The following is a 22417-nucleotide window of genomic DNA, read 5'->3' as shown; positions in this document are numbered from 1 at the left end:
TGTCCCTCGTTAAGATCGTGACACTGCTTGATGGACGAGTAACTTACGTGAAACAAACCGCTATACAATCCGCCAACCTGGAATTCAACGCTGAGGGTACACCTGTTTCCCGAGATTTTGACGATGTCTACTTCTCTAATGATAACGGGCTGGAAGAGACACGTTATGTTTTTCTCGGCGGCAACCGTCTTGAACACCGTTTTCCTGACCACCCGCGCCCGCTGTTTGTCGTCGCGGAGAGCGGTTTCGGCACCGGTCTGAACTTCCTTACCCTTTGGCAGGCGTTTACGGCCTTTCGCGCAGTTAACCCCGACGCTACCCTGGAAAGGTTACATTTCATCAGTTTTGAAAAATTTCCGCTCACCCAGGGCGATCTGCGCAAAGCGCACGCCCACTGGCCGGAACTGGCGAGCTGGGCAGAACAACTGCAAGCGCAGTGGCCGCTGCCTTTTGCTGGTTGCCACCGACTGTTGCTGGATGGTGGTCGCGTGACGCTCGATTTATGGTTCGGTGATATCAACGACCTGACCGATACGCTGGACGATTCGCTCAACCAGAGCGTGGACGCCTGGTTCCTTGATGGGTTTGCGCCCGCCAAAAACCCGGACATGTGGACAGCAAATCTGTTTCAGGCGATGGCGCGACTTGCAAGGCCTGGCGGTACGCTGGCGACCTTTACCTCAGCGGGTTTCGTCCGGCGCGGTTTGCAAGAAGCGGGTTTTACCATGCACAAAAGCAAAGGTTTTGGCCGCAAACGCGAAATGCTCACCGGGGTGATGGAAAACCCGCGAGCGCCTGCAGTCCGTGCGCCGTGGTTTGCCCGCAGCGGTACAGAGAAACGCGAAGTGGCGTTAATTGGCGGCGGTGTAGCCAGCGCCCTGTTGTCGCTGGCGTTGCTGCGTCGCGGCTGGCAGGTCACGCTGTATTGCGCCGATGAGGCTCCTGCCGAAGGCGCATCCGGTAACCGCCAGGGCGCACTCTATCCTTTGCTCAGCGCCCACGATCCGGCGCTGGCACGCTTCTTCCCGGCAGCCTTTACCTTTGCCCGCCGCGTGTACGACGCGCTTCCTGTCGAGTTTGACCATCAGTGGTGCGGCGTGACCCAACTCGGCTGGGATGAAAAAAGCCAACACAAAATCGATCAGATGCTGACGCTGGATCTGCCGCTGGAACTCGCCTGGCGCGTTGAGGCAAATGAGGCCGATGCGCTCTGCGGCGTGGAAACCGGCTGCGGTGGCATCACTTACCCGGCTGGCGGCTGGCTCTGCCCGGCGCAGCTCACGTCGGCCGCCCTCGCGCTGGCTTGTGAACAGGGTTTACAGGTGCACTATGGTTATGATGTCGAGCAATTAACGTCTGAAGATAATCACTGGCAGTTGCATATCAAAGGCGGCGAATTACGCCAGCATGCCGCCGTGGTGCTGGCCAACGGGCACCGCATACAACATTTTGCGCAAACGGAAAAACTGCCGGTGTATCCGGTGGCAGGCCAGGTCAGCCATATTCCCACCACGCCTGAGCTCAGCCCGTTGCGCCAGGTGCTGTGTTATGACGGCTATCTCACACCGCAAAACCCGCACAGTCAGCAGCACTGTATTGGCGCAAGTTATCATCGCGGTCAACAGGAAACCGCCTACAGCGAAGCCGATCAGCAGCAGAACCGCCAGCGGCTGCTCGACTGCTTCCCGCAGGCATCATGGGCTAAAACGGTGGATGTCAGCGCGGGCGATGCACGCTGCGGCGTACGCTGCGCCACGCGCGATCACCTGCCGATGGTCGGCAACGTGGCGGATTACGACGCAACGCTTAACGCCTATGCGACCCTCGCAGAACACAGCGAAACAGCCGTCAGCGCGCCCGTCTATGACGGACTGTTTATGTTGGGTGCGCTGGGTTCACGCGGGTTGTGCAGCGCGCCGCTGTCGGCAGAAATTCTGGCATCACAAATGAGCAATGAACCGATCCCGCTGGACGGTGAAACACTGGCGGCAATGAATCCGAATCGTTTATGGGTCAGAAAGTTATTGAAGGGTAAAGCGGTGAAATGAGATGAATACTTTCCCTCTCCTGAGCGGAGAGGGAAAAGACGGCTTAGTGCGCTTTCGCCTGCTGATACAGGTTTTCCCACATGCCGAGCACCAGCGCCTGATCGCGCGGCGATAGTTCTCCCGCCTGAATAGCGTTTTGCACACTGGTGGTCACTTTTCCGTACAGGGTTTCCGGCGCATGGTCATCGCCGCTCTCCAGCTCCGCCACCGCCAGCGTCAGGTGGCCGCGCAGATAACCGCCCGCGAACAGCTCATCATCACTGGCGTGGTCCACCATGTTATCTATTAACGCCAGAATGCGTGATTCAAACTCCGCGATCATCTCTCTTCCTCATTTAAAAAAATGGCCTTACAGGTCTTCCGGCCACGGAAACTGTGCTGCCGCTAAGGGCGGCGTCTGGTAATAATCCTGTAGTGCTTTAATAAAACGCGCCGGACGTTCAGGAATGCCCTGCTCCAGATACGCCATCACCTGTGCATGCACACGGCGCTGGAACACGATGCGATCGGGTTCGAAATCGCCTTCCAGATTGTCGCAACTGACGTTAAACGGGAAACCCGCCGCCACGCAGAACAACCAGTCAAACGCCTGCGGTTTGACTTCAACATCTTCAAATTTCCCCTGCGTCGCCGCATCGCGTCCGTCCGGGCAGTACCAGTAACCAAAATCGACCAGCTTGCGCCGTTCAGCTCCCGCAATGCACCAGTGCGAAATTTCATGTAACGCGCTGGCATAAAAGCCGTGGGCAAAAACAATGCGGTTATAAGGTGCATCCGCATCAGCAGGAAGATAGATCGGTTCGTCGTCGCCTTTAATCAGACGGGTATTAAAATCGTCGGCAAAACAGCCGTCAAAAATATCAATGAGTTGTTGATAGTGATGCGTCATACATTCACCCCCAGATACTGGAGGATCTCCTGCCCGTGACTGTCATAGAGAAGTTTTGCGCTCATCACCGCCGAGACAATCACAATCATCGGACGAATGAGCTTTTGCCCTTTGCTGAGCACCAGACGCGAGCCCATGCGCGCGCCGAGAAATTGCCCGGCCAGCATAACAAAGCCGGTGCCCCACACCACTTTGCCGCCAATAATGAATAGCAGCAGCCCGCCAACGTTGGAAGTGGCATTCAGCACTTTGGCATGGGCGGTCGATTTTGCCAGGTTAAAACCCGCAAGCGTGACAAACGCCAGGGCGTAAAACGAGCCTGCGCCCGGGCCAAAGAAACCGTCATAAAAACCGACACAGCCGCCGGAAACCAGCGCGAAAGGCAGACCGTACAAACGGCGCTGACGATCCTCTTCGCCTAGTCCTGGCATCAGCAGGAAATAGAGGCCAATACAGATAATCAGAATCGGCAGGATCTGGCGCAGCACATCGGATTGCACATGCTGCACCAGCAGCGCGCCGGTGGTGGAACCGAGGAAAGTCATCAATATATTGAGCTTCTGATCGGCGAGGTTTACCACTTTGCGGCGAATAAAGTACAGCGATGCCGACAGCGAACCGCCGCAGGCCTGCAATTTGTTGGTCGCCAGCGCCTGCGCCGGTGACATTCCGGCCGCCATCAGCGCCGGAACGGTTAGCAGCCCACCCCCGCCCGCCAGCGCGTCAATAAACCCGGCTAGCAGCGCGACAAAAAAAAGCGTCACCAGCAACAGCGGTGACACCATAAACAGTTGTTGAAAGAGTTCCATCAGAGTGCGTGTTCATCCAGTAAAGCCTGGCAGGACGGCGGCAACGGCGGCGGCGTCTTTTTCTCAGGCGTTGAACTACCCGGCTTCGCCGGTTCAAACCAGCTTTGCAATTCTGCACCGCAACCATCACCAGGCGGCGGCAGCGGTTGATCCTGGCACTCCAGGCTGCCCGCCGGGCAGCGCAGGCGCACATGCATATGCGCACGATGCTGGAACCACGGGCGCACTTTGCGCAGCCAGTCACGATCGCTGCCCGCATCAAGGCAAAGCTGCTGCTTGATTGCCGGATTCACGAAGATACGCGTCACGTCGTTATCCTCTGCCGCCAGCTTGATCATGCTGCTGATTTCCGGCTTCCACAGCGCAGGCACTACCTGTTTGCCATCGCGGGAAACCAGATCCAGCGCCTGCGGTTTGAGCAGTTGCGCCGCGCTCCAGCGCGTTTTCGGAAGCTGCAGGAAGATATCGACATCCAGCCCCGACTGGTGGCTGGCGTGACCGCCGTTAAAGCGTCCACCGGCTGGCATCCCCATATCGCCTACCAGCACCGTACCCAGCCCGAGGTTGTACACCTGTGTGCTGAAGCGCTGAATGAACAGCACCAGATCCGGATGACCAAAATAGCGCCGTTGATCGGTGCGCATCACCTGGTAGTGATCCGATTGCAGCGGCAGCTCATGCGCACCAACAATGCATCCATTGGAAAACGCGCCGATAGATTGCGGGCTACCGGCGACGGGATGGGTCAGTTTTTGCCATGGCGTCGCCGCCATGGCAGTTGCGCTCATCAGCAGGGCAAACAGGGCGATTGCCGTTTTTTTCATGATTACCAGCGTGGAATATCGGTTATCACATCAGCGTTTTGCGCGCGCTGACGCAGGAAATGATCCATCAAGACAATCGCCAGCATCGCTTCAGCGATCGGTACGGCGCGAATGCCAACGCACGGATCGTGACGACCTTTGGTGATCATTTCGACCTCATCGCCAAAGCGATTGATCGTCTTCCCGGGCACGGTAATGCTTGAGGTGGGTTTCAGCGCAATATTGGCAATAATTTGCTGACCGCTGCTGATACCGCCCAATATGCCGCCCGCGTGATTGCTCTGAAAGCCCTGTTTGGTGATTTCATCGCGGTTTTCGCTGCCGCGCAGTTTTATCACCTCAAAGCCATCGCCAATTTCAACGCCTTTCACCGCATTAATGCTCATCAGCGCATGGGCAATATCCGCATCAAGTCGGTCAAACACCGGCTCGCCAAGACCTGCCGGTACGCCATCGGCAACCACGGTCACTTTCGCACCAATAGAATCGCCCTCTTTTTTCAGGCCGCGCATCAGTTCATCCAGCGCATCAATTTTATCGGGGTCCGGGCAGAAAAACGGGTTCTGCTCCACTTGCTCCCACGCTTTGATCTCCAGCGGGATGTCGCCCATCTGCGTCAGGCAACCGCGAATGACAATGCCAAATTTCTGCGCCAGGTATTTTTTAGCAATCGCACCAGCCGCCACACGCATCGCCGTTTCACGAGCAGAAGAACGGCCACCGCCGCGATAATCGCGCACACCATATTTTTGTTCGTAGGTGTAATCCGCATGTCCCGGACGGAATAGATCTTTAATCGCGCCGTAATCCTGCGAACGCTGATCGGTGTTTTCAATCAGCAGACCTATACTGGTGCCGGTAGTCACGCCTTCAAACACGCCAGAGAGGATTTTCACCTGATCCGGCTCGCGGCGCTGGGTGGTGTAGCGCGATGTCCCCGGGCGGCGTCTGTCCAGATCGTGTTGCAGATCCGCTTCGGTCAGCGAAATGCCCGGCGGCACGCCATCGACAATACAGCCGAGCGCCAGGCCGTGCGATTCGCCGAAGGTGGTTACGCGAAAAAGTTGTCCAATTGTGTTTCCTGCCATCACGGCTCCGTTGTCGTTGTCTGTGTTGAGCGTCGTTTTAATCTTTATAGATGCTGAAGTGTTCGCGAGCGGCGATAAGCTGCGCTTTGGTCAGCATAAAGACGCCGTCCCCGCCGTTATCAAACTCCAGCCAGGTAAACGGTACGTCCGGATATTGTTCCATCAGATGTACCATGCTGTTACCCACTTCACAAATCAGGATGCCGTTGTCAGAGAGGTAATCCGGCGCACAGGCGAGGATGCGGCGCGTCAGTTTCAGGCCATCGCTGCCGGAAGCCAGGCCAAGCTCCGGCTCGTGGCGATACTCGGAAGGCAGATCGGCCATATCTTCTTCGTCAACGTACGGCGGGTTGGTCACAATCAGGTCGTACTGCACTTTCGGCAAGTCGCGGAAGACGTCAGAGCGGATTGGCGTCACGTGATGAATAAGCCCGTGCTCTTCGATGTTGTGCTCGGTGACCGCCAGCGCGTCCGTGGAGATATCGACGGCGTCCACTTCCGCTTCGGGAAAGGCATAAGCACAGGCAATCGCGATACAGCCGCTACCGGTACACATATCAAGAATGTGCTTCGGCTGTTCATCGATAAGCCCGGCAAAACGGTTATTAATTAGCTCGCCAATCGGCGAACGCGGCACCAGCACGCGCTCATCAACATAAAATTCGTGGCCGCAAAACCAGGCTTTATTGGTGAGGTAAGCCACCGGAATACGTTCGTTAACGCGGCGGATCACGCGCTCAACAATGCGGTGACGCTCGCTGGAGGTCAGGCGCGCGGTGCGCATATCTTCCGGGATATCCAGCGGAAGGTAGAGCGTTGGCAACACCAGTTGCACCGCTTCGTCCCACGGGTTGTCGGTGCCATGACCGTACCAGATATTGGCGGCGCTAAATCGGCTGACCGACCAGCGCAACATGTCCTGAATGGTGTGCAGCTCGTTCACTGCTTCGTCGACGAAAATTTTATCCATGGTATCCCCCAGGCGCATGCTCGCATTAATTTCGGCGGCTAGTTTGCCATGAAGACGGCGATAAATCAGCATTCTCACGCGCCTGCGCGGGGTAAAAATGCATTTTGCTGCACCGCTGGCGCAATGAGTCGGGTACACTGAAAGAAAGAAAAGATGAGATGCGCAGATGAAAAAGAAACCATCGCTTAGCGAGGAGGAACAGGCGCTGTTCCGGCAACTGATGACCGGTACACGCCAGATTAAGCAGGATACCGTGGTTCATCGCCCGGCGCGAAAAAAAATCACTGAAGTGCCGGAGAAACGGTTGTTGCAGGAGCAGGCCGATAACAGCCACTATTTTTCTGATGAGTTCCAGCCGCTGTTAAACACCGAAGGCCCGGTAAAATATGTGCGCAACGATGTCAGCCATTTTGAGCTGAAAAAGATCCGCCGTGGCGATTATGCTCCGGAACTGTTTCTTGATCTGCACGGTTTAACCCAGCTTCAGGCGAAGCAGGAACTGGGAGCGTTGATTGCCGCCTGCCGTCGAGAACATGTGTTTTGCGCCTGCGTGATGCACGGCCACGGCAAACATATTCTCAAACAGCAAACACCGTTATGGCTGGCGCAGCATCCGCATGTGATGGCGTTTCACCAGGCCCCGAAAGAATATGGCGGCGATGCGGCGATACTGGTGCTTATAGAGGTGGAAGAGTGGCAGCCACCGGAGTTGTCCTGAAGCGGAAACGACAAGAGCCGCATTATGCGGCTCTTTATCTTTCATGGTCCGGCGAATCAGATAGCTTTTGGCATCTTCAGGTTGCAGGGACTCATTTGCCAGTTAAAGACACCTTTACCGTCTCCATCCAGCGTGACGCTGGCGATGGCGGAAGTGGTAAACATCGGCGGCGCTTCACCCGGGCAGAGTTCGGACACCAGGTATCCGACCAACGGCAGGTGAGAAATCACCAGCACGGCGGAAGTACCTTCATTCGCCAGCGCCTGTAAATAGGCGCTGACCAGGCCGATATCGCCACAAGGCGTCAGTTCCGGCAGGACATCCACGTTGTCAGGCAGGTTCATACACTCCCCTACCTTATCCAGCGTCTGTTCAGCACGTAAAAAAGGGCTGACCAGAACACGTTCAATATCCACTTTTTGGCCTTTCAACCATGTTGCCATTTGACGAGTTTCGTCACAGCCACAAGGGGTTAAGGGACGAACCGAGTCACTGGCTGCATCGAGGGCAGCGTCGCCGTGACGCATGATAAAAACTTGCATATTGCACCGCTTTTGTTAACCAGAATCATTAATACTTTCACAGCAAAATCATTTCGCGACAGCGGAAAATATTAATGGCCGGGCATTGTGCCTGATCCATTCGTTGAATGAAACGCTGTTTTTTACCTCAATGGCGCAAGTATAGTCAATCACTGTTTATTAAATAACCGTAAAGCCCATGAGGTATAACAGAATTACTTTTTTAGACACTAACTGAAACGTTCAGTTTCTTTTATCGGCCAGAAAGTTACACCTTGTTCCGCCATGCGTAACAGCGGCTCGCAAGGTGCAAAACGCTCGCCATACTGCGCCTGTAACCGCTGTAGTGTCGCCACCACTTCGCTTACGCCCAGCGCATCCATATAGTGGAATGGCCCCCCCAAAAACGGTGGGAAACCGATACCAAACACGGCGCCAACGTCACCATCGCGCGCACTGCGAATCACCTGTTCATCAAAGCAGCGAGCCGCTTCGTTCAGCATCAACATCACGCACCGTTCTGCTATCTGCTGAGACGGTAACTGTGTGCCATCTGAAACACCGATTAAGCGGTAGATCGATGGGTCTGGCTGCTTTTTGCTTTTACGCCCTTTCGCCGGGTAAAGATAGAAACCGCGCTCATTTTTTCTGCCTTTGCGATCATCATTCAAGATTGCGTTAACCACACTTGCAGGCGCGCTAAAACGTTCCCCGTATGCGGCTTCCAGCACAGGGATAATTTTGGTGCCGGTATCGATCCCCACTTCATCCAGCAACTGGATGGGGCCCACAGGAAAACCGAATTTCACCAGCGCCTGATCGATTGTTTCAATGCGTTGCCCTTCGCTTAACAGACGCATCGCTTCATTAATATAAGGCGCGAGGATGCGGTTAACGTAAAAACCCGCTTTATCGGCCACCACAATGGGTGTTTTGCCCTGTTTTTTTGCCAGTTTCACCGTTGTGGCAATGGTCTGCTCATCGGTGCCTGCATGGGGAATCACCTCCACCAGCGGCATTTTTTCCACCGGGCTAAAAAAATGTAATCCGATGACTTTTTCCGGACGCGTCGCATTCGCAGCAATATCGCCGATCGGTAAAGACGAGGTATTGGACGCGAAAATGGTATGCGCTGCGCAGTTGGCTTCAACTTCACCCACCATTTTCTGCTTCAACGCTAAATCCTCAAACACCGCTTCAATCACCAGATCGCGGTGGGCGAAGCCACGATAATCGAGCGAACCGGAGATCTTCGCCATCTGGCTGTCGCGCTCGGCGGGTTTCAGGTAACGACGGCGCACTTTTTTATCCAGTTGTTGCCAACTGTATTTCAGCGCATGGTTAATGCCCTTCGCATTAATATCTTTAATGCGAACCGGCACCCCCCCTTTGCTGGCCGTGACAAACGCGATACCGCCGCCCATCAACCCACCGCCCAGCACTCCCACACTGTTAAGCGGGCCGGGTTCGACGGCGCTGCCAGGATCTTTTTTGATATCGGTACTGGTAAAGAAGAGATGCCGCAGCGCCTGCGATTGCGGCGTCATCGCCAGTTGGCCAAACGCGCGTGCTTCGGCGTCATAACCGCTGCTGCGCCCCTGGGCAAGACCGGTTTCAATCACCGAGAGAATGCGCGACGCGGCAGGGTAATTCCCCTGGATTTTCTGCTCCGTTTGCTTCGCCACCATGCGGAACAATAAAGTGCGGCCAAGCGGCCCGGCAAGAATGCGTTCGCGCACCGGTAAATGACGGCTGGCAGGACGCCCCTGCGAAACCAGCCCGACGGCGGCGTCCAGCAAAATGGAAGGCGGAACCACATCGTCAACCAGCCCCACTTTTAATGCCTGCCGTGGCCGTAACTGCTTACCGGTGAGGATCATCTCCAGCGCGGTACTCACGCCAATCAGGCGCGGTAAGCGCTGTGTACCGCCAGAGCCGGGAAGCAAGCCCAACTGCACTTCCGGTAATCCCAGCACCGTTTTGGCATCGTTCGTACAAATCCGGCGATGGCACGCCAGCGCCAGTTCCAGCCCACCGCCGAGGCAAGGGCCATTAATCGCAGCAACGACCGGGATCGGCAGCGCATGGATTTCCGCCATTAACTGCTGCCCCTGACGGGCAAGATCTTCGGCCTCTTTCGCCGTCTGACAGCGGGCGATCATATTGATATCCGCGCCCGCAATAAAATTGTCCGGTTTTGCTGAGATAAACACCACGCCGCGCAACGCTTTGTTATCGCGGATCTGTTTGAGGATGGCGCGCACGTCGGTCGCGAACTCCGCTTTCAGCGTGTTCATCTTCTCATTCGGTACATCAATAGCGACTACCGCCACATTGTCGGGACGCACATTAAGGGTAAATGCCGATGTTGTGGTCATTACTCTGCCTCCAGAACCATTGCTGCGCCCAGACCACCTGCGGCACAGGCCGTCACCAGACCAAAACCGCCACCACGACGGCGCAGCTCATGCAGGGTTTGGGTGATCATACGCGCGCCGGTAGCGGCAAACGGATGCCCATAAGCGATAGAGCCGCCAAGCACGTTAAATTTACTGTCATCCACTTCGCCGGTCGCCTGTGAACGCCCCAGCACTTCACGGGCAAAACGTTCGCTGGCCATCAGCTTCAGGTTACTCAGGGTTTGCGCGGCAAAGGCTTCATGCATATCAAGCAGGGTTAAATCCGCCATTGATAACCCGGCTCGCTCCAGCGCCAGCGGCGTTGCCCACGCCGGGCCAAGCAGCATATCTTCACGCACATCAATCGCGGTAAACGCATAACTACGCAGGTATCCCAACGGTACCAGCCCCAGCTCTTTGGCGCGGGATTCGGTCATCAGGATCACCGCCGCAGCGCCATCGGTAAGCGGCGTACTGTTGGCCGCCGTCACCGTACCGTGTTGGCGATCAAACGCCGGACGCAGTTTTGCATAATCCGCCAGGCTCGAATTTGTACGTACGTTGTTATCTTTTTCGACCGGGTCACGAAATGGCGGTGTGTAAGCGGTCATCACCTCTTCTGCCAATTTGCCTTCTGCCCAGGCCTGGGCGGCAAGCTGGTGTGAGCGGTGCGCCAGCGCATCCTGCTGCTCACGGCTGATACCGTAGGTTTTTGCCATCTGTTCCGCGGTGTCGCCCATGCGTAAGCCGGTGGAATATTCCGCCACCGCCGGAGGAACCGGCAGCAGGTCACGCAGACGCAGGCGCGAGAAGAGTTTCAGTTTTTGCCCCATGCTGCGCGCTTTATTGGCATCCACCAGCGCTCGCGCCAGTTTTTTGCTGACGCCAATTGGCAGCACTGAAGATGAGTCTGCGCCACCGGCGATACCTGCACGAATGGTGCCCGCCAGCAGGCTTTCGGTGACATTCGCCACCGCCTGGAAGCTGGTCGCGCAGGCGCGGCTTACGCTGTAAGCATCGGTATGCACACTCATGCCGGTGCCAAGCACAATTTCGCGCGCAATATTCGGCGCTTCGGGCATTTGAACCACCTGGCCAAAAACCAGTTGCTCAATCACTTCGGGGGGAATTTCGCTGCGTGCCAGCATCTCTCCCACCACCATTTTGCCAAGATCGATGGCCGGCACACCGTGAAAGACGGTCGCCTGGCGGGCAAAAGGGGTACGTAACCCACTGACAATGGCAATGCGGTCACCCTGGCGGGTGACAAGCGGTAATGCCTTCATAACACTCCCCTGTTAACAGCGTAATGCATTAAGTGGTCTGACCTGATAACAGTCTTAACCAATTTTTTACATTTAGCCAATGGGAGGGAGAAAAAAATGGGAGCTAAGGCACAGAGATACTTAACAAAACGCTCCCGCTGGATGGGAGCGTTGGCGGGATAATTAACGCAGACCGAGCTGGAAAATCAGCGTTTCGGCTTCGCAAGCGAAGACAAAATCGATATCCAGGCGCACACCGTCGGCCACTTCCGTAAACGTGGAGGTGATTTGGCAAGGATCGGATTCCACGCTGCGGGCTCTGGCGCTCAGCGCAGCCAGGGTTTCGTCAGCATCGGCGCGGTTAGCGAACACGCGGCTGTAAGAGGCGGTGCAGTCGGAGTTGTCCATAATGGTGCCAACATCCATACAGCAGCAAACCGGGGTTTCATCAGCACTGCATTTACTCATGGTAGATTTCCTCTGAATTCGCACCCAAGGTGCCAGATAAACGTTGCACATATTTTACGCCGCGAGGGAATGTGGCTCCAGTCGTTAATTCCGCAAGCGGTGATAAGTGACCGAAATCACACTTAAAAATGATCTAAAACAAAAATCATCTAATCGACTGATTAACACCGGGGGCAATTTTGCTGCGCAGATCCCGTTTCGAAGATCACAATTGAAAAAACTTATATACATACTTGCAACATTTCCTCTGGTCAGACCTATACTCTCGCCACTGGTCTGATTTCTCAGATGTACCTCAGACCCTACACTTCGCGCTCCTGTTACCCCGCGTAACAAAGTTTGTATAAAAATAAATCGATTTCGAATGAGGTTATGGTCATGAGCCAGAAAACCCGATTTACCAAGTCTGCGTTGGCAGTCGCAGTGGCAATCGTTTCTACCCAGGCCTGGTCCGCAGGCTTTCAACTCAACGAGTTTTCATCCTCTGGCCTTGGCCGAGCTTATTCCGGTGAAGGTGCCATCGCTGATGACGCAGGCAACGTCAGCCGTAACCCGGCGCTGATCACCATGTTCGATCGCCCGACCTTCTCTGGTGGCGCGGTGTTTGTCGATCCGGATGTTAACGTGACGGGCCGCTCTGCGATTGGTAACAATGCCAGCCAGGACAACATCGCCCCGACCGCGTGGATACCGAACCTGCACTTCGTGGCACCGATTAACGATCAATTTGGCTGGGGTGCGTCTGTAACCTCTAACTACGGGCTGGCCACCGAGTTCAACAACAACTATGCAGCCGGTTCAATGGGCGGTAAAACCGACCTCGAAACGCTGAACCTCAACCTGAGCGGCGCGTACCGTCTGGATAGCCACTGGAGTTTCGGCCTCGGTTTCGACGCCGTTTATGCCAAAGCGAAAGTTGAGCGCTACGCGGGTGACCTGCCACAAATCATCGGCGCAGGTCTGCCTGGGCTGGTGCAGTCGGGCCGTCTGTCAGCACAGGATGCACAGCAACTCGCCGCGCAGGCTGGCCGTATTAGCCGCGATACGCAAATCGCCCATCTGAAAGGTGATGAGTGGGGCTTTGGCTGGAACGCCGGTATTCTCTACGAGCTGGATAAAAACAACCGTTACGCATTAACCTATCGCTCTGAAGTAAAAGTCGACTTCGACGGCGATTACAAGAGCAGCCTGCCCGCGACGCTGAACCCGATCAATGCGGCACTGGGTCTGGGCTTGCCATATGGCACCGGCGGTTCCACCACCAACGGTTCGCTTTCATTGCATCTGCCGGAAATGTGGGAAGTGTCGGGTTATAACCGCGTTGATCCGCAGTGGGCCGTTCACTATAGCCTGACTTACACCAGTTGGAGCCAGTTCCAGGAGCTGAAAGCGACCGGCAACAACGGCCAGACACTGTTCTATAAAGATGAGAGCTTTAAAGACGCCTACCGTATCGCGCTGGGTACTACCTATTATATGGATGATAACTGGACCTTCCGTGCCGGTATCGCCTTCGATGATAGCCCGGTTCCGGCAGACAAACGCTCCATCTCCATCCCGGATCAGGACCGTCTGTGGCTGAGTACCGGTGCGACCTACGCATTTAATAAAGATGCGTCCGTCGACGTCGGCGTTTCTTATATGCACGGTCAGAAAGTGAAATTCACCGAAGGCCCGTACACCTTCAGCTCTGAAGGTCGTGCATGGCTGTACGGCGCGAACTTCAACTACGCATTCTGATAAACCATCAGACATAAAAAAAGGTGAGCGCCGTGCTCACCTTTTTTATTTGCTGTGCTTATTGCGAGTCGATGTCTTTCAAATCACCCTCGATCGCCTGCGCGTTCGGGTTTTCCTGCGGTTTCAGCTTACCACCGTTGGCGATAAAGTCGTGGCGCTGGAAGTAGGCTTCACGCACCAGAATATACGGATCGGAAGACTGGCGCAGCAGACCGTCTGAATCCAGCAGTTGCGCGCGCGATTCGATACCTTCCACCGTCCATTTGCCCACCGACAGCGGCCATGTAAGCCACGACAGCACCGGATAGAGCGTATCGGCCATATCACCACCGTCTTCACGCAGCGTGAAACTGCCATAGAACGGCAGTTGCATATACGGGCCGTAACCCATGCCGTAATGCCCCAGCGTGCTACCAAAGCGGTGCGGTTCAACGCGTTGCAATTTCGGGTTCGCCGCACCAGCGACATCCATCAAACCGCCCATCCCCAGCAGGGTGTTCAGGAAGAAGCGCGTAAAGTGAACCATCCCCTGATACGGATCGCCTTGTAAGAAGAAGTTCACCATTACCGCCGGTTCTTCAAGGTTGCTGGTGAAATTGCTCAAGCCATTACGCGCTGGCTGCGGCACGTAATCACGCCAGACAACGGCAACTGGCCTGACAACATACGGATCCAGCACATTGAAGTTGAAGCTGTACATGGTGCGGTTGAACCCTTCCAGCGGGTCTGAACGTCCCTGCGAATCTTTACCGGAACTGGCACAACCGACCAGCACAGTGGTAGCCAGCGCAAGCGCCGACAGGCGGAATTTCATAGGTGTCTCCCTGAAGAAAATGGTCATCGCTGAATGCCATTTTGAATAACGCAAACGCGGAAATCCGTTTTGCGCAGACAATGCGCAACGCATTGTATCAGCACATATTCTGATGTCCATGCGGCGAACAAAACTCACTCAGACTAACCGAACTCACCTTTACGGCTCGTTAACAATTCTATACAAACTTCCTCAATATCGTATTGCCATTATTGCTTTTCGCGCAATTTAGGACGATGCCGTCACGGAATAAGCGTGAAAACCGCTACGCTTAAATTTTGCCGCCATTACCAAGCGAGGCCATCGTGGACAATATTAAAGAAGAGAAACTCGACAAACACAGCGATGACATACAAGTGGAGAGCGACGAGAAGAAAAGTGGGAAGAAAATAGAACTTGATGAAGAGCGCCTGCCCTCACGTGCGATGGCAATTCATGAACATATTCGCCAGGACGGCGAAAAAGAGCTGGAACGCGACGCGATGGCGCTGTTCTGGTCAGCGATTGCGGCGGGCTTATCGATGAGCGCGTCGCTGCTGGCAAAGGGGATTTTCCACGTACAGCTCGACGGCGTTCCCGGCGGTTTTCTGCTGGAGAACCTCGGTTACACCTTTGGCTTTATTATTGTCATCATGGCGCGCCAGCAGCTGTTTACCGAAAACACCGTCACGGCCGTATTGCCAGTAATGCAGAAACCCAGTTGGGTTAACTTTGGCCTGATGACGCGCTTATGGAGCGTGGTGTTACTGGGGAATCTGGTGGGTACAGCTATTGCTGCCTGGGCGTTCGAGTATATGCCCATATTCGATGAAGCCACGCGCGACGCTTTTGTCAAAATTGGCATGGAGGTGATGAAGAACACGCCGCTGGAGATGTTCTCTAACGCCATTATCTCTGGCTGGATCATCGCTACTATGGTGTGGATGTTCCCATCGGCTGGCGCAGCGAAAATTGTGGTGATCATTTTAATGACCTGGCTTATCGCACTGGCGGACACCACGCATATCGTGGTCGGCGCGGTGGAGATTTTCTATCTGGTGTTTAACGGTACGCTGCCCTGGAGCGAATTTATCTGGCCTTTCGCCCTGCCGACACTGGCCGGGAATATTTGCGGCGGCACCTTTATTTTTGCCCTGCTCAGTCACGCGCAGATCCGTAACGATATGATCAATGCGCGTAAAGCCGAAGCAAAAGCCCGCGCCGACGAGCAAAAACAGAAACGTGACGGCACAGAAAAAGAGGCATAAACGGCGACAGTTTAATCACTTGGCGGCCTGTGAGCTTAACGCGAGACGTAAATAACGTTATACTCCCGCCGCTTTGTCCCCTTAGTTAAATGGATATAACGAGCCCCTCCTAAGGGCTAGTTGCAGGTTCGATTCCTGCAGGGGACAATATCCCGCTTCCTGCGAACATCGGTCAACGTCGTTATTTTCTTACAAATTCAGTAAGTTAAATAACTTTCTCCGTCTACCCATCGCCATTGTTTCTTATCCACAACCTGCTGGTTAGTATTACGCCATCAGTTGCTGCATGACCTTAATAAACGCGGAGGTCACCTGCTCTTCCTGCGCGTGACGCCCCTCTTCAATCACCCAGCGCCCTCCTGTCATCACTCTTTTTATCGGGTTTGTCGAACAGGCGAAAATCCAGCGGTTCAGACGGTCACGATCGCCTGCGGCAGCCAGGAAGGGATCGCGGCTGTCGAGCAACAGCATATCCGCACGATCGCCTGGCGCCAGTTGACCAATCGCCTGCCCCAGCGCACGGCGTCCACCCTGCAATGCCCCCTGATACAGCACATTTCCTACATAGGGTTCATCCGGCAAAGACAGTAAGTTGCGCCGCCGTTTGTGTAATCGTTGCCCGTACTCAAACCAGCGCAAATCCTCGCTGACACTGACGCTGATATGGCTGTCGGAGCCAATTCCCCAACGCCCCTGCTGCGCAAGATAGTCCGGCCCCGGAAAAATACCATCGCCAAGATTGGCTTCAGTCGTCAGGCAAAGACCCGCCACTGCGCCGGAAGCGGCAATCTGGTGGGTTTCCTGCGACGTAATGTGCGTGGCATGGATCAGACACCACTGCTCATCCACCGGCATATGCTGATAAAGCCACTCTACCGGACGCAATCCAGACCAGGCCACGCAGTCATCAACCTCTTTTTGCTGCTCGGCAATATGAATATGTACCGGCTGCTTTTGCGGACAGGCCTTAAGCACGTTCTGCATCTGTTCCGGCGTAACGGCTCGCAGCGAGTGGAAGCACAGCCCGGTACGCTGCATCGGCTCAGCAGCAAGCTGGGAAGTCAGTGTATTATGCAGTGCCAGATAACTTTCCGTATCGTGAATAAAGCGGCTCTGCCCGGCGGTCGCTGGCTGCCCGCCAAAACCAGAGAAACTATATAGCACCGGCAGTAATGTCAGGCCAATACCCGCCGTTTTCGCCGCCTGCGAAATACGCAACGCCAGTTCGGCTGGCTGTGCGTAAGGTTTTCCGCCACGATCGTGGTGCAAATAGTGAAATTCGGCAACGGAGGTATAACCCGCCTTCAGCATTTCGATGTACAGATAACTGGCAATGATTTCCAGCTGTTCGGGGGTGATTTTATCCACCAGCCGGTACATCAAATCGCGCCATGTCCAGAAGCTGTCTGCCGGATCGCCCACCACTTCGGTTAGCCCGGCCATTGCACGCTGAAAAGCGTGCGAATGCAGGTTTGGCATGCCCGGCACCAAAAAACCTTCCAGACGAATCGTCGTGTCGTCTGGCTGACTACCGCTTTCGAGCGCGGTGATGATGCCCTGCGGGGAAACCGTAATGCGAACATTCTCCGCCCAGCCCTGCGGCAACAATGCTTTTGCCGCGAAATATACCGTCATATATCCCCTCACCGCCTGGCGTTATTTGATATGTATATACATGCTTATATATATACATCCAAAAGTGCGTAGAGTAAACTTCAACGGTCATCCGGCCGAGGAAAGGGTTAATGGAGCAAAGCGATATTTTTAAAGCAGCCGCAGGCGAGACACGTCTCGATCAGCCCGCCCCTTTCTATGAAAGGGTGAAGAGCATGATTAAAACCAACATTCACAGCGGCGCCTGGCCGGTGAACTACCGTGTGCCGTCCGAAAGCGAACTGGTCAGCCAGTTTGGCTACAGCCGGATGACCATTAACCGCGCACTGCGTGAACTGACCGCCGAAGGGCTGCTGGTGCGTATGCAGGGCGTTGGCACCTTTGTCGCCGAAGTCCGCGGGCAGTCTGCATTGCTGGAAATCAACAACATTGCCGATGAGATTGCCAGCCGCGGCCATCGCCATCATGCCAGAGTGCTGGAGCTGACCCAGCAGCATGCAGATGCGCAGCAAGCGCTGGCTTTTAATCTGCCGAAAGGCAGTCGCCTGTTCCATTCGTTGATTTGCCATTATGAAGATGGCGTTCCGGTGATGCTGGAAGACAGGCTGGTGAATGCACTGATTGTGCCAGACTATTTGCAACAGGATTTCACCCGTATCACCCCGAATGCCTATCTCTCGTCCATCGCACCGATTGTCGAAGGCGAGCATATTATCGAGGCGGTGAACGTGCCCCGCAGCGAGTGCGTTTACCTGGAAATAGATGAGCACACCCCCTGCCTGCAAGTGAACCGCCGCACCTGGACCGGTCGTCAGGACAAGAAAATCGTCACCAGCGTGCGCCTGGTCTATCCGGGTTCGCGTTACCGCCTGGAAGGAAGCATGCGCAAATGAGGCTGCTGCCTTATAGCGGCTACGCCGAGATGCGCTGGAAAAATGGCCAGGGCGTCACCCGCGAAGTGTGTCGTTTTCCCGCCAGCGAGCAGTATGACTGGCGCATATCGGTTGCGACGATCCGCGAAGACGGGGCGTTTTCATGTTTCTCCGGTTACCTGCGAAGCATCAGCGTGCTGGAAGGCGAAGGCATGTTCCTGACAATTGATGACCAGCGTAGCGCGTTAATTCCACCGTTTCAGGCGACGGATTTTAACGGCGACAGCCAGGTATTCTGCGAGGTTGTCGGCGGGCCGTTGCTCGATTTCAACGTGATTTACCGCCGTGAAACCACCCAGGCAACGGTATGCTGGGAGCGCGATGGCACATGGCAACATCAGCAGGGAACAATGCTGCTGTTCAATGCCGGAAATCGTCTTGACGTCATCGTCGGAGGCGAATGCCATACCCTGCATCATTACGACAGCCTGCTAATCGATAACCCGGCGATGGTTACCGTCAACGCAGGCAGCGACACGCTTTTCGCCTGCGTGACGCTAACATCCGTTAACACCGGCTAAACTGCGGCGTCGACCTTCTGAAACGCCGCCAGCCCTCGTCATCATCGGCAATTAACCGCTCATAAACCCCATCCGCGCGCAGCGGCATTTCGTCGCGGGCCAGTACAGCTTTTATGAACATTACGGATGCCAGCGGCGCGGCTTTGTTGATTTGGCACGCGCAGCTTAACGCCTGCGCTTGCTGTTTATCAGACTGAACCAGCACTGCCAGGCGCACCTCTTTGCCATTGATACGTCTTGAGCAAAGCAGCATTGCCCGCCATTTCCCTCGCGTACGCCACAGCCGCTGCGTGTGCCAGATAATCGCGAAGCGTGCCACGTGCCCACCTATACGCGCGACACATCCAGTCTCCATTTTCCCTTAAGCAGACGATTAGTTTCACTCATCAGCCCCCTCCTTTATCAGTAAAGTAAGCTGGCGGCTCAGCTCCCCATCAGCAATCAGATCCCGGACGGCATGCATATCCGTGTACAGCGGCGTATCGGTTTCACGAAACGCGACCTGCTGGCGTACCTGAGACAGCGTCAGTTCCGTACCTACCGAAGCACGCAGCGGGCGGTGAAATTCAATCGCCTGACAAGCGCACAGCAGTTCAATCGCCACAATATCCACCGCATTTGCCACCGCCTGCATCGCTTTTCGCGCCGAGGAGACGCCCATGCTGATATGGTCTTCCTGCCCGGCACAGGTGGAAACCGTATGTACGCTGGCGGGTGCCGCCAGGCTGCGATTATCCCCGGCGAGCGCGGCGGCGACATACGGCGGGATCATCATCCCGGAATTGGCTCCGCTTTTACCGACCAGAAACGCCGGTAAGCCGCTAAGATGCACGTTAGTAATACGGTCAGAACGCGCCTGCGACGCGGTGCTCAGTTGCGCAATAGCCACCGCCAGCGCATCGAGTGCCAGCGCCAGCGGCGCACCGTGACCGTTGCCGCCAGGCAAAATCACCAGCGCATCGTCTTCAATCAAAAACACCGGGTTGTCGGTCACCGAATTGAGTTCGGTGGTAACGATATGACGGCAATGCGCCAGTTGATCGCGCACCGCGCCATGGATTTGCGGGATGCAGCGTAAGCTGAGCGCGTCCTGCACCCGGTAGTCGCGGTAATGCTGGAGGATCTCGCTGCCGCGCAGTAAACGGCGCAAAATGCGCGCTGTTTCTTGTTGCCCGTCATGCGGACGCAGGGCGTGCAGACGCGCGTCATAGCCGCGGGTATTGCCTTTCAGCGCTTCGAGACACATGCCGCCTGCCATATCCGCGACCGGCAGCAACTGCTCGAAATCCTGCACTGCCAGACAAGCCAGTGCGGTAATTTCATACGTGCCGCTGATCAGCGCGTGTCCTTCGCGCGGGCCGGGAATACGTGGCGCAATGCCTGCTTTCGCCAGCGCGTCGGCGGAAGGCAACAGCTCGCCCTGATACCAGCACTGCCCTTCGCCAAACAACGATAAGCCGATATGTGCAGTAGCAATCAGATACCCCACGGAACCGCTGGCAGGCGACCATGGCGTCACCTGCCGGTTCAGCATCAGACACATACGCTGCGCCAGTTCAGAGCTGACGCCGCTGTAGCCCTGCAACAGCGATTTCAGCATCACCGCCATCATCGCCCGCACTTCCCGCACCGACAAATCCGGTCCCATCCCGCAGGCGTGACTGCGCAGCATATTGAGTTGCACGCTGGCAATTTGATCCGCAGAGAGACGCTCGGTCACCAGGTCTCCCACGCCGGTTGTCAGACCATAAATCACCTTCCCGTCAGCAATCGCCTTACGAATGTACCCGCTGACCTTATCCATTTGCGCCAGCGCATCATCAGCCAGAACAACCTGAGCGCCATCGGCAATGCGCACCAGCTCATCAATGGTCGTGGCATCCGTGCCTAAGGTGACCGCATCCATATGCGGCATGGAAGAACGGATTGTTGTCGTCATCTCGCAGCCGTTCCTTACTTGCTCAGTTGGTGTTTAACCAGCCACTGGTGCGCCACATCATCAATGCTGGCGAACTCAGCAAGCTGCTCGTTCATGGCGATCAGATCTTCGGTGGTGAGCTGCGCGGAGATTTTGTTCAGCGTGCTTTCAATGGTCGGGTTCAGTGTGCTGCTGGCGATAATGGGCACAATGTTCTGCGCGGCAAACAGGTGTTTCGGATCTTCCAGCGCAACCAGGTGATCTTTTTTGATTTCCGGTGTAGTGGAGGTCAGGTCAGCTACTTGAATCTGGTTATTTTTCAGCGCTGTCAGCGTCAGCGGGCCAGCAACATCCAGCACTTTGAAGGTTTTGAAATTCAGACCGTAAACTTCACGCAGGCCGGGAACGCCTTCATGACGAGTTTTCCACTCCGCCGGGCCGCCAAGCACTAACTGCCCGGCGACAGGTTTCAGATCGTCGATGGTTTTCAGTTTGTATTTGTCGGCGGTTTTCTTCGTTACCGCCAGTACATCGCTGTTTTGCGCCGTGGACGTGTTCAGCATTTTCACTTTTTCCGGCAGCTTAGCGGCCAGCGCTTTCGCCACATCTTCCGAACTGTGCGCGTCGTTTTTCGCATCCAGATAGCTTAACAGCGCGCCGCTGTACTCAGGGATCACGGTGATGGAACCATCGAGCAGCGCCGGGATATAGACTTCACGGCTACCAATGTTGAGTTTTTTCTCGACTGGAATGTTTTGCGCTTCCAGCGCCCCGGCGTAAATGGTCGCCAGCAACTGGTTTTCCGGAAAATCCGCCGAACCAATAATCACTTTCTGGCCGGCATCCGCAGCCCAGACAGAAGAAGCGACAGACAGCAGCGCGGCACTGAACAACGTTAAATAGCGTTTCTTAATCATCTTATTAACCTTCTGTAATTAAAGGACTCAACATCACTGGTTTTTGGTTTTCCGGGTGATGCCCGGTGAAACCACGACTTTCCCTGAAAGCGAAAAAAAGAGATCAATGATCAATGCCAGCAGCGCGACGAGGAGGGCCCCGGCAGTCATCTGTGCAAAGTCGTTGGCAGCACGCCCGTCGATAATCAATCGCCCCAGGCCGCCGAGTGAAACATATGCCGCAATGGTCGCTGTGGAGACAATTTGCAGCGCGGCACTGCGGATCCCGGAGAGGATCAGCGGCATTGCGCAGGGCAACTCAACCTGCAACAGCACCTGAAGCGGTGTCAGACCAATCCCTTTTGCCGCGTCATGCACGCTGGGATCGACAGAACGGATACCCGCATGTACACCCAGCGCCACGGGCGGCAGCGCCAGCACTACCAGCACGATGATGCAGGGAAAAACAAAGGCCAAATCTGATTCGAAATAACCCGCCAGCAGGATCACCAGCAAAATAATCAGACCAAAAGAGGGCAACGAACGCAGGGCATTGGTGGTGCCAATCAGCAGCGCTTCCCCTTTCCCTGTATGCCCGGTGTAGCAGCCGACCGGAAACGCAATGGCGACGGCAATCGCCAGCGCCGCCGCGCTGTAACCGATATGCTGCAACAGCAGCGGCACAATGCCGTCGTCTCCGAACCAGTGGCTGGGATCGAAAAACCATTCATTCATC

22 protein-coding genes and 1 tRNA gene are annotated in these 22417 nt (G+C 55.4%); 7 read left to right on the top strand and 16 right to left on the bottom strand.

Translation table 11 applies throughout. The annotated features are described in order from the left end of the window. The first annotated feature begins 47 nt into the window (after positions 1-47). Positions 48-2048, top strand: a complete 2001-nt coding sequence (mnmC, locus tag C813_RS30150; RefSeq protein WP_025263898.1) for a bifunctional tRNA (5-methylaminomethyl-2-thiouridine)(34)-methyltransferase MnmD/FAD-dependent 5-carboxymethylaminomethyl-2-thiouridine(34) oxidoreductase MnmC — start codon at positions 48-50, stop codon at positions 2046-2048. Between the two features lie 43 nt (positions 2049-2091). Here the strand turns inward: mnmC and C813_RS30145 are convergent, their stop codons facing one another. The 6 genes from C813_RS30145 to prmB are packed head-to-tail and all read right to left on the bottom strand — an operon-like array spanning position 2092 to position 6628. Beyond that, on the bottom strand, positions 2092-2370 hold the full coding sequence (locus C813_RS30145; RefSeq protein ID WP_017458636.1) for a YfcL family protein: 279 nt from the start codon (positions 2368-2370) through the stop codon (positions 2092-2094). A gap of 27 nt (positions 2371-2397) precedes the next feature. Continuing rightward, positions 2398-2937: an elongation factor P hydroxylase gene (locus C813_RS30140; RefSeq protein ID WP_017458637.1), complete on the bottom strand. Its 540-nt coding sequence runs from the start codon at positions 2935-2937 to the stop codon at positions 2398-2400. Beyond that, on the bottom strand, positions 2934-3746 hold the full coding sequence (locus tag C813_RS30135; RefSeq protein WP_017458638.1) for a sulfite exporter TauE/SafE family protein: 813 nt from the start codon (positions 3744-3746) through the stop codon (positions 2934-2936). The genes C813_RS30140 and C813_RS30135 overlap by 4 nt, the downstream gene beginning before the upstream one ends. Continuing rightward, entirely contained in the window at positions 3746-4570 is an 825-nt protein-coding gene (mepA, locus tag C813_RS30130; RefSeq protein ID WP_017458639.1) for a penicillin-insensitive murein endopeptidase, read from the bottom strand. The genes C813_RS30135 and mepA overlap by 1 nt, the downstream gene beginning before the upstream one ends. A gap of 2 nt (positions 4571-4572) precedes the next feature. Next, the gene (aroC, locus tag C813_RS30125) at positions 4573-5658 is read right to left on the bottom strand and encodes a chorismate synthase (protein WP_017458640.1); all 1086 of its coding nucleotides are present in this window, start codon (positions 5656-5658) and stop codon (positions 4573-4575) included. A 37-nt stretch (positions 5659-5695) separates the two neighbouring features. Continuing rightward, positions 5696-6628: a 50S ribosomal protein L3 N(5)-glutamine methyltransferase gene (gene prmB, locus C813_RS30120; protein WP_025263897.1), complete on the bottom strand. Its 933-nt coding sequence runs from the start codon at positions 6626-6628 to the stop codon at positions 5696-5698. A gap of 166 nt (positions 6629-6794) precedes the next feature. Here prmB and smrB point away from each other — a divergent pair, with 166 nt between their 5' ends. Then, on the top strand, positions 6795-7346 hold the full coding sequence (smrB, locus tag C813_RS30115) for an endonuclease SmrB (RefSeq protein WP_017458642.1): 552 nt from the start codon (positions 6795-6797) through the stop codon (positions 7344-7346). 56 nt (positions 7347-7402) lie between these two features. Here the strand turns inward: smrB and sixA are convergent, their stop codons facing one another. From sixA to C813_RS30095, 4 genes are all read right to left on the bottom strand, one after another. Next, positions 7403-7888: a phosphohistidine phosphatase SixA gene (gene sixA / locus C813_RS30110; RefSeq protein ID WP_017458643.1), complete on the bottom strand. Its 486-nt coding sequence runs from the start codon at positions 7886-7888 to the stop codon at positions 7403-7405. 209 nt (positions 7889-8097) lie between these two features. Next, complete coding sequence (fadJ, locus tag C813_RS30105) at positions 8098-10245, bottom strand: fatty acid oxidation complex subunit alpha FadJ (RefSeq protein ID WP_017458644.1); 2148 nt, start codon at positions 10243-10245, stop codon at positions 8098-8100. After that, positions 10245-11552 (bottom strand): acetyl-CoA C-acyltransferase FadI, encoded by a 1308-nt coding sequence (fadI, locus tag C813_RS30100; protein WP_017458645.1) that lies wholly within the window; start codon positions 11550-11552, stop codon positions 10245-10247. Before fadI ends, fadJ begins: the two co-directional genes overlap by 1 nt. Before the next feature lie 162 nt (positions 11553-11714). Then, complete coding sequence (locus C813_RS30095; RefSeq protein WP_017458646.1) at positions 11715-11999, bottom strand: YfcZ/YiiS family protein; 285 nt, start codon at positions 11997-11999, stop codon at positions 11715-11717. A 378-nt stretch (positions 12000-12377) separates the two neighbouring features. On the opposite strand from C813_RS30095, the gene fadL reads away from it, so the two are divergent. Beyond that, positions 12378-13739 (top strand): long-chain fatty acid transporter FadL, encoded by a 1362-nt coding sequence (fadL, locus tag C813_RS30090; protein ID WP_017458647.1) that lies wholly within the window; start codon positions 12378-12380, stop codon positions 13737-13739. Between the two features lie 58 nt (positions 13740-13797). On the opposite strand, the gene mlaA is transcribed toward fadL, so the two are convergent. Next, positions 13798-14553, bottom strand: a complete 756-nt coding sequence (gene mlaA, locus C813_RS30085; protein ID WP_017458648.1) for a phospholipid-binding lipoprotein MlaA — start codon at positions 14551-14553, stop codon at positions 13798-13800. Positions 14554-14858: 305 nt separating this feature from the next. On the opposite strand from mlaA, the gene C813_RS30080 reads away from it, so the two are divergent. Further along, positions 14859-15800: a formate/nitrite transporter family protein gene (locus C813_RS30080; RefSeq protein ID WP_025263896.1), complete on the top strand. Its 942-nt coding sequence runs from the start codon at positions 14859-14861 to the stop codon at positions 15798-15800. A gap of 75 nt (positions 15801-15875) precedes the next feature. Beyond that, positions 15876-15947, top strand: a tRNA-Arg gene (locus tag C813_RS30075). Positions 15948-16067: 120 nt separating this feature from the next. Here the strand turns inward: C813_RS30075 and C813_RS30070 are convergent. Further along, entirely contained in the window at positions 16068-17435 is a 1368-nt protein-coding gene (locus C813_RS30070; protein ID WP_017458650.1) for a formimidoylglutamate deiminase, read from the bottom strand. Between the two features lie 110 nt (positions 17436-17545). Here C813_RS30070 and hutC point away from each other — a divergent pair, with 110 nt between their 5' ends. Both hutC and C813_RS30060 read left to right on the top strand, forming a co-directional pair. Further along, positions 17546-18307, top strand: a complete 762-nt coding sequence (gene hutC, locus C813_RS30065) for a histidine utilization repressor (RefSeq protein ID WP_017458651.1) — start codon at positions 17546-17548, stop codon at positions 18305-18307. Continuing rightward, positions 18304-18867 (top strand): HutD/Ves family protein, encoded by a 564-nt coding sequence (locus C813_RS30060; RefSeq protein ID WP_017458652.1) that lies wholly within the window; start codon positions 18304-18306, stop codon positions 18865-18867. The genes hutC and C813_RS30060 overlap by 4 nt, the downstream gene beginning before the upstream one ends. On the opposite strand, the gene C813_RS30055 is transcribed toward C813_RS30060, so the two are convergent. The 4 genes from C813_RS30055 to C813_RS30040 are packed head-to-tail and all read right to left on the bottom strand — an operon-like array spanning position 18854 to position 22416. Beyond that, the gene (locus C813_RS30055) at positions 18854-19186 is read right to left on the bottom strand and encodes a Clp protease/crotonase-like domain-containing protein (protein ID WP_017458653.1); all 333 of its coding nucleotides are present in this window, start codon (positions 19184-19186) and stop codon (positions 18854-18856) included. The genes C813_RS30060 and C813_RS30055 overlap by 14 nt on opposite strands. Positions 19187-19246: 60 nt before the next feature. Further along, positions 19247-20806: an HAL/PAL/TAL family ammonia-lyase gene (locus C813_RS30050; RefSeq protein ID WP_025263895.1), complete on the bottom strand. Its 1560-nt coding sequence runs from the start codon at positions 20804-20806 to the stop codon at positions 19247-19249. Positions 20807-20820: 14 nt separating this feature from the next. Continuing rightward, complete coding sequence (locus C813_RS30045) at positions 20821-21702, bottom strand: ABC transporter substrate-binding protein (RefSeq protein WP_017458655.1); 882 nt, start codon at positions 21700-21702, stop codon at positions 20821-20823. A gap of 33 nt (positions 21703-21735) precedes the next feature. Continuing rightward, positions 21736-22416, bottom strand: coding sequence for an ABC transporter permease (locus tag C813_RS30040; RefSeq protein WP_017458656.1), 681 nt, complete (start codon positions 22414-22416; stop codon positions 21736-21738). Position 22417 lies beyond the last annotated feature (1 nt).

The sequence above is a fragment of the Kosakonia sacchari SP1 genome (assembly GCF_000300455.3).
GTDB classification, from domain to species: domain Bacteria; phylum Pseudomonadota; class Gammaproteobacteria; order Enterobacterales; family Enterobacteriaceae; genus Kosakonia; species Kosakonia sacchari.
Note: the sequence above shows the minus strand (reverse complement) of the source record. Positions and strands in the feature narration are given on the sequence as shown.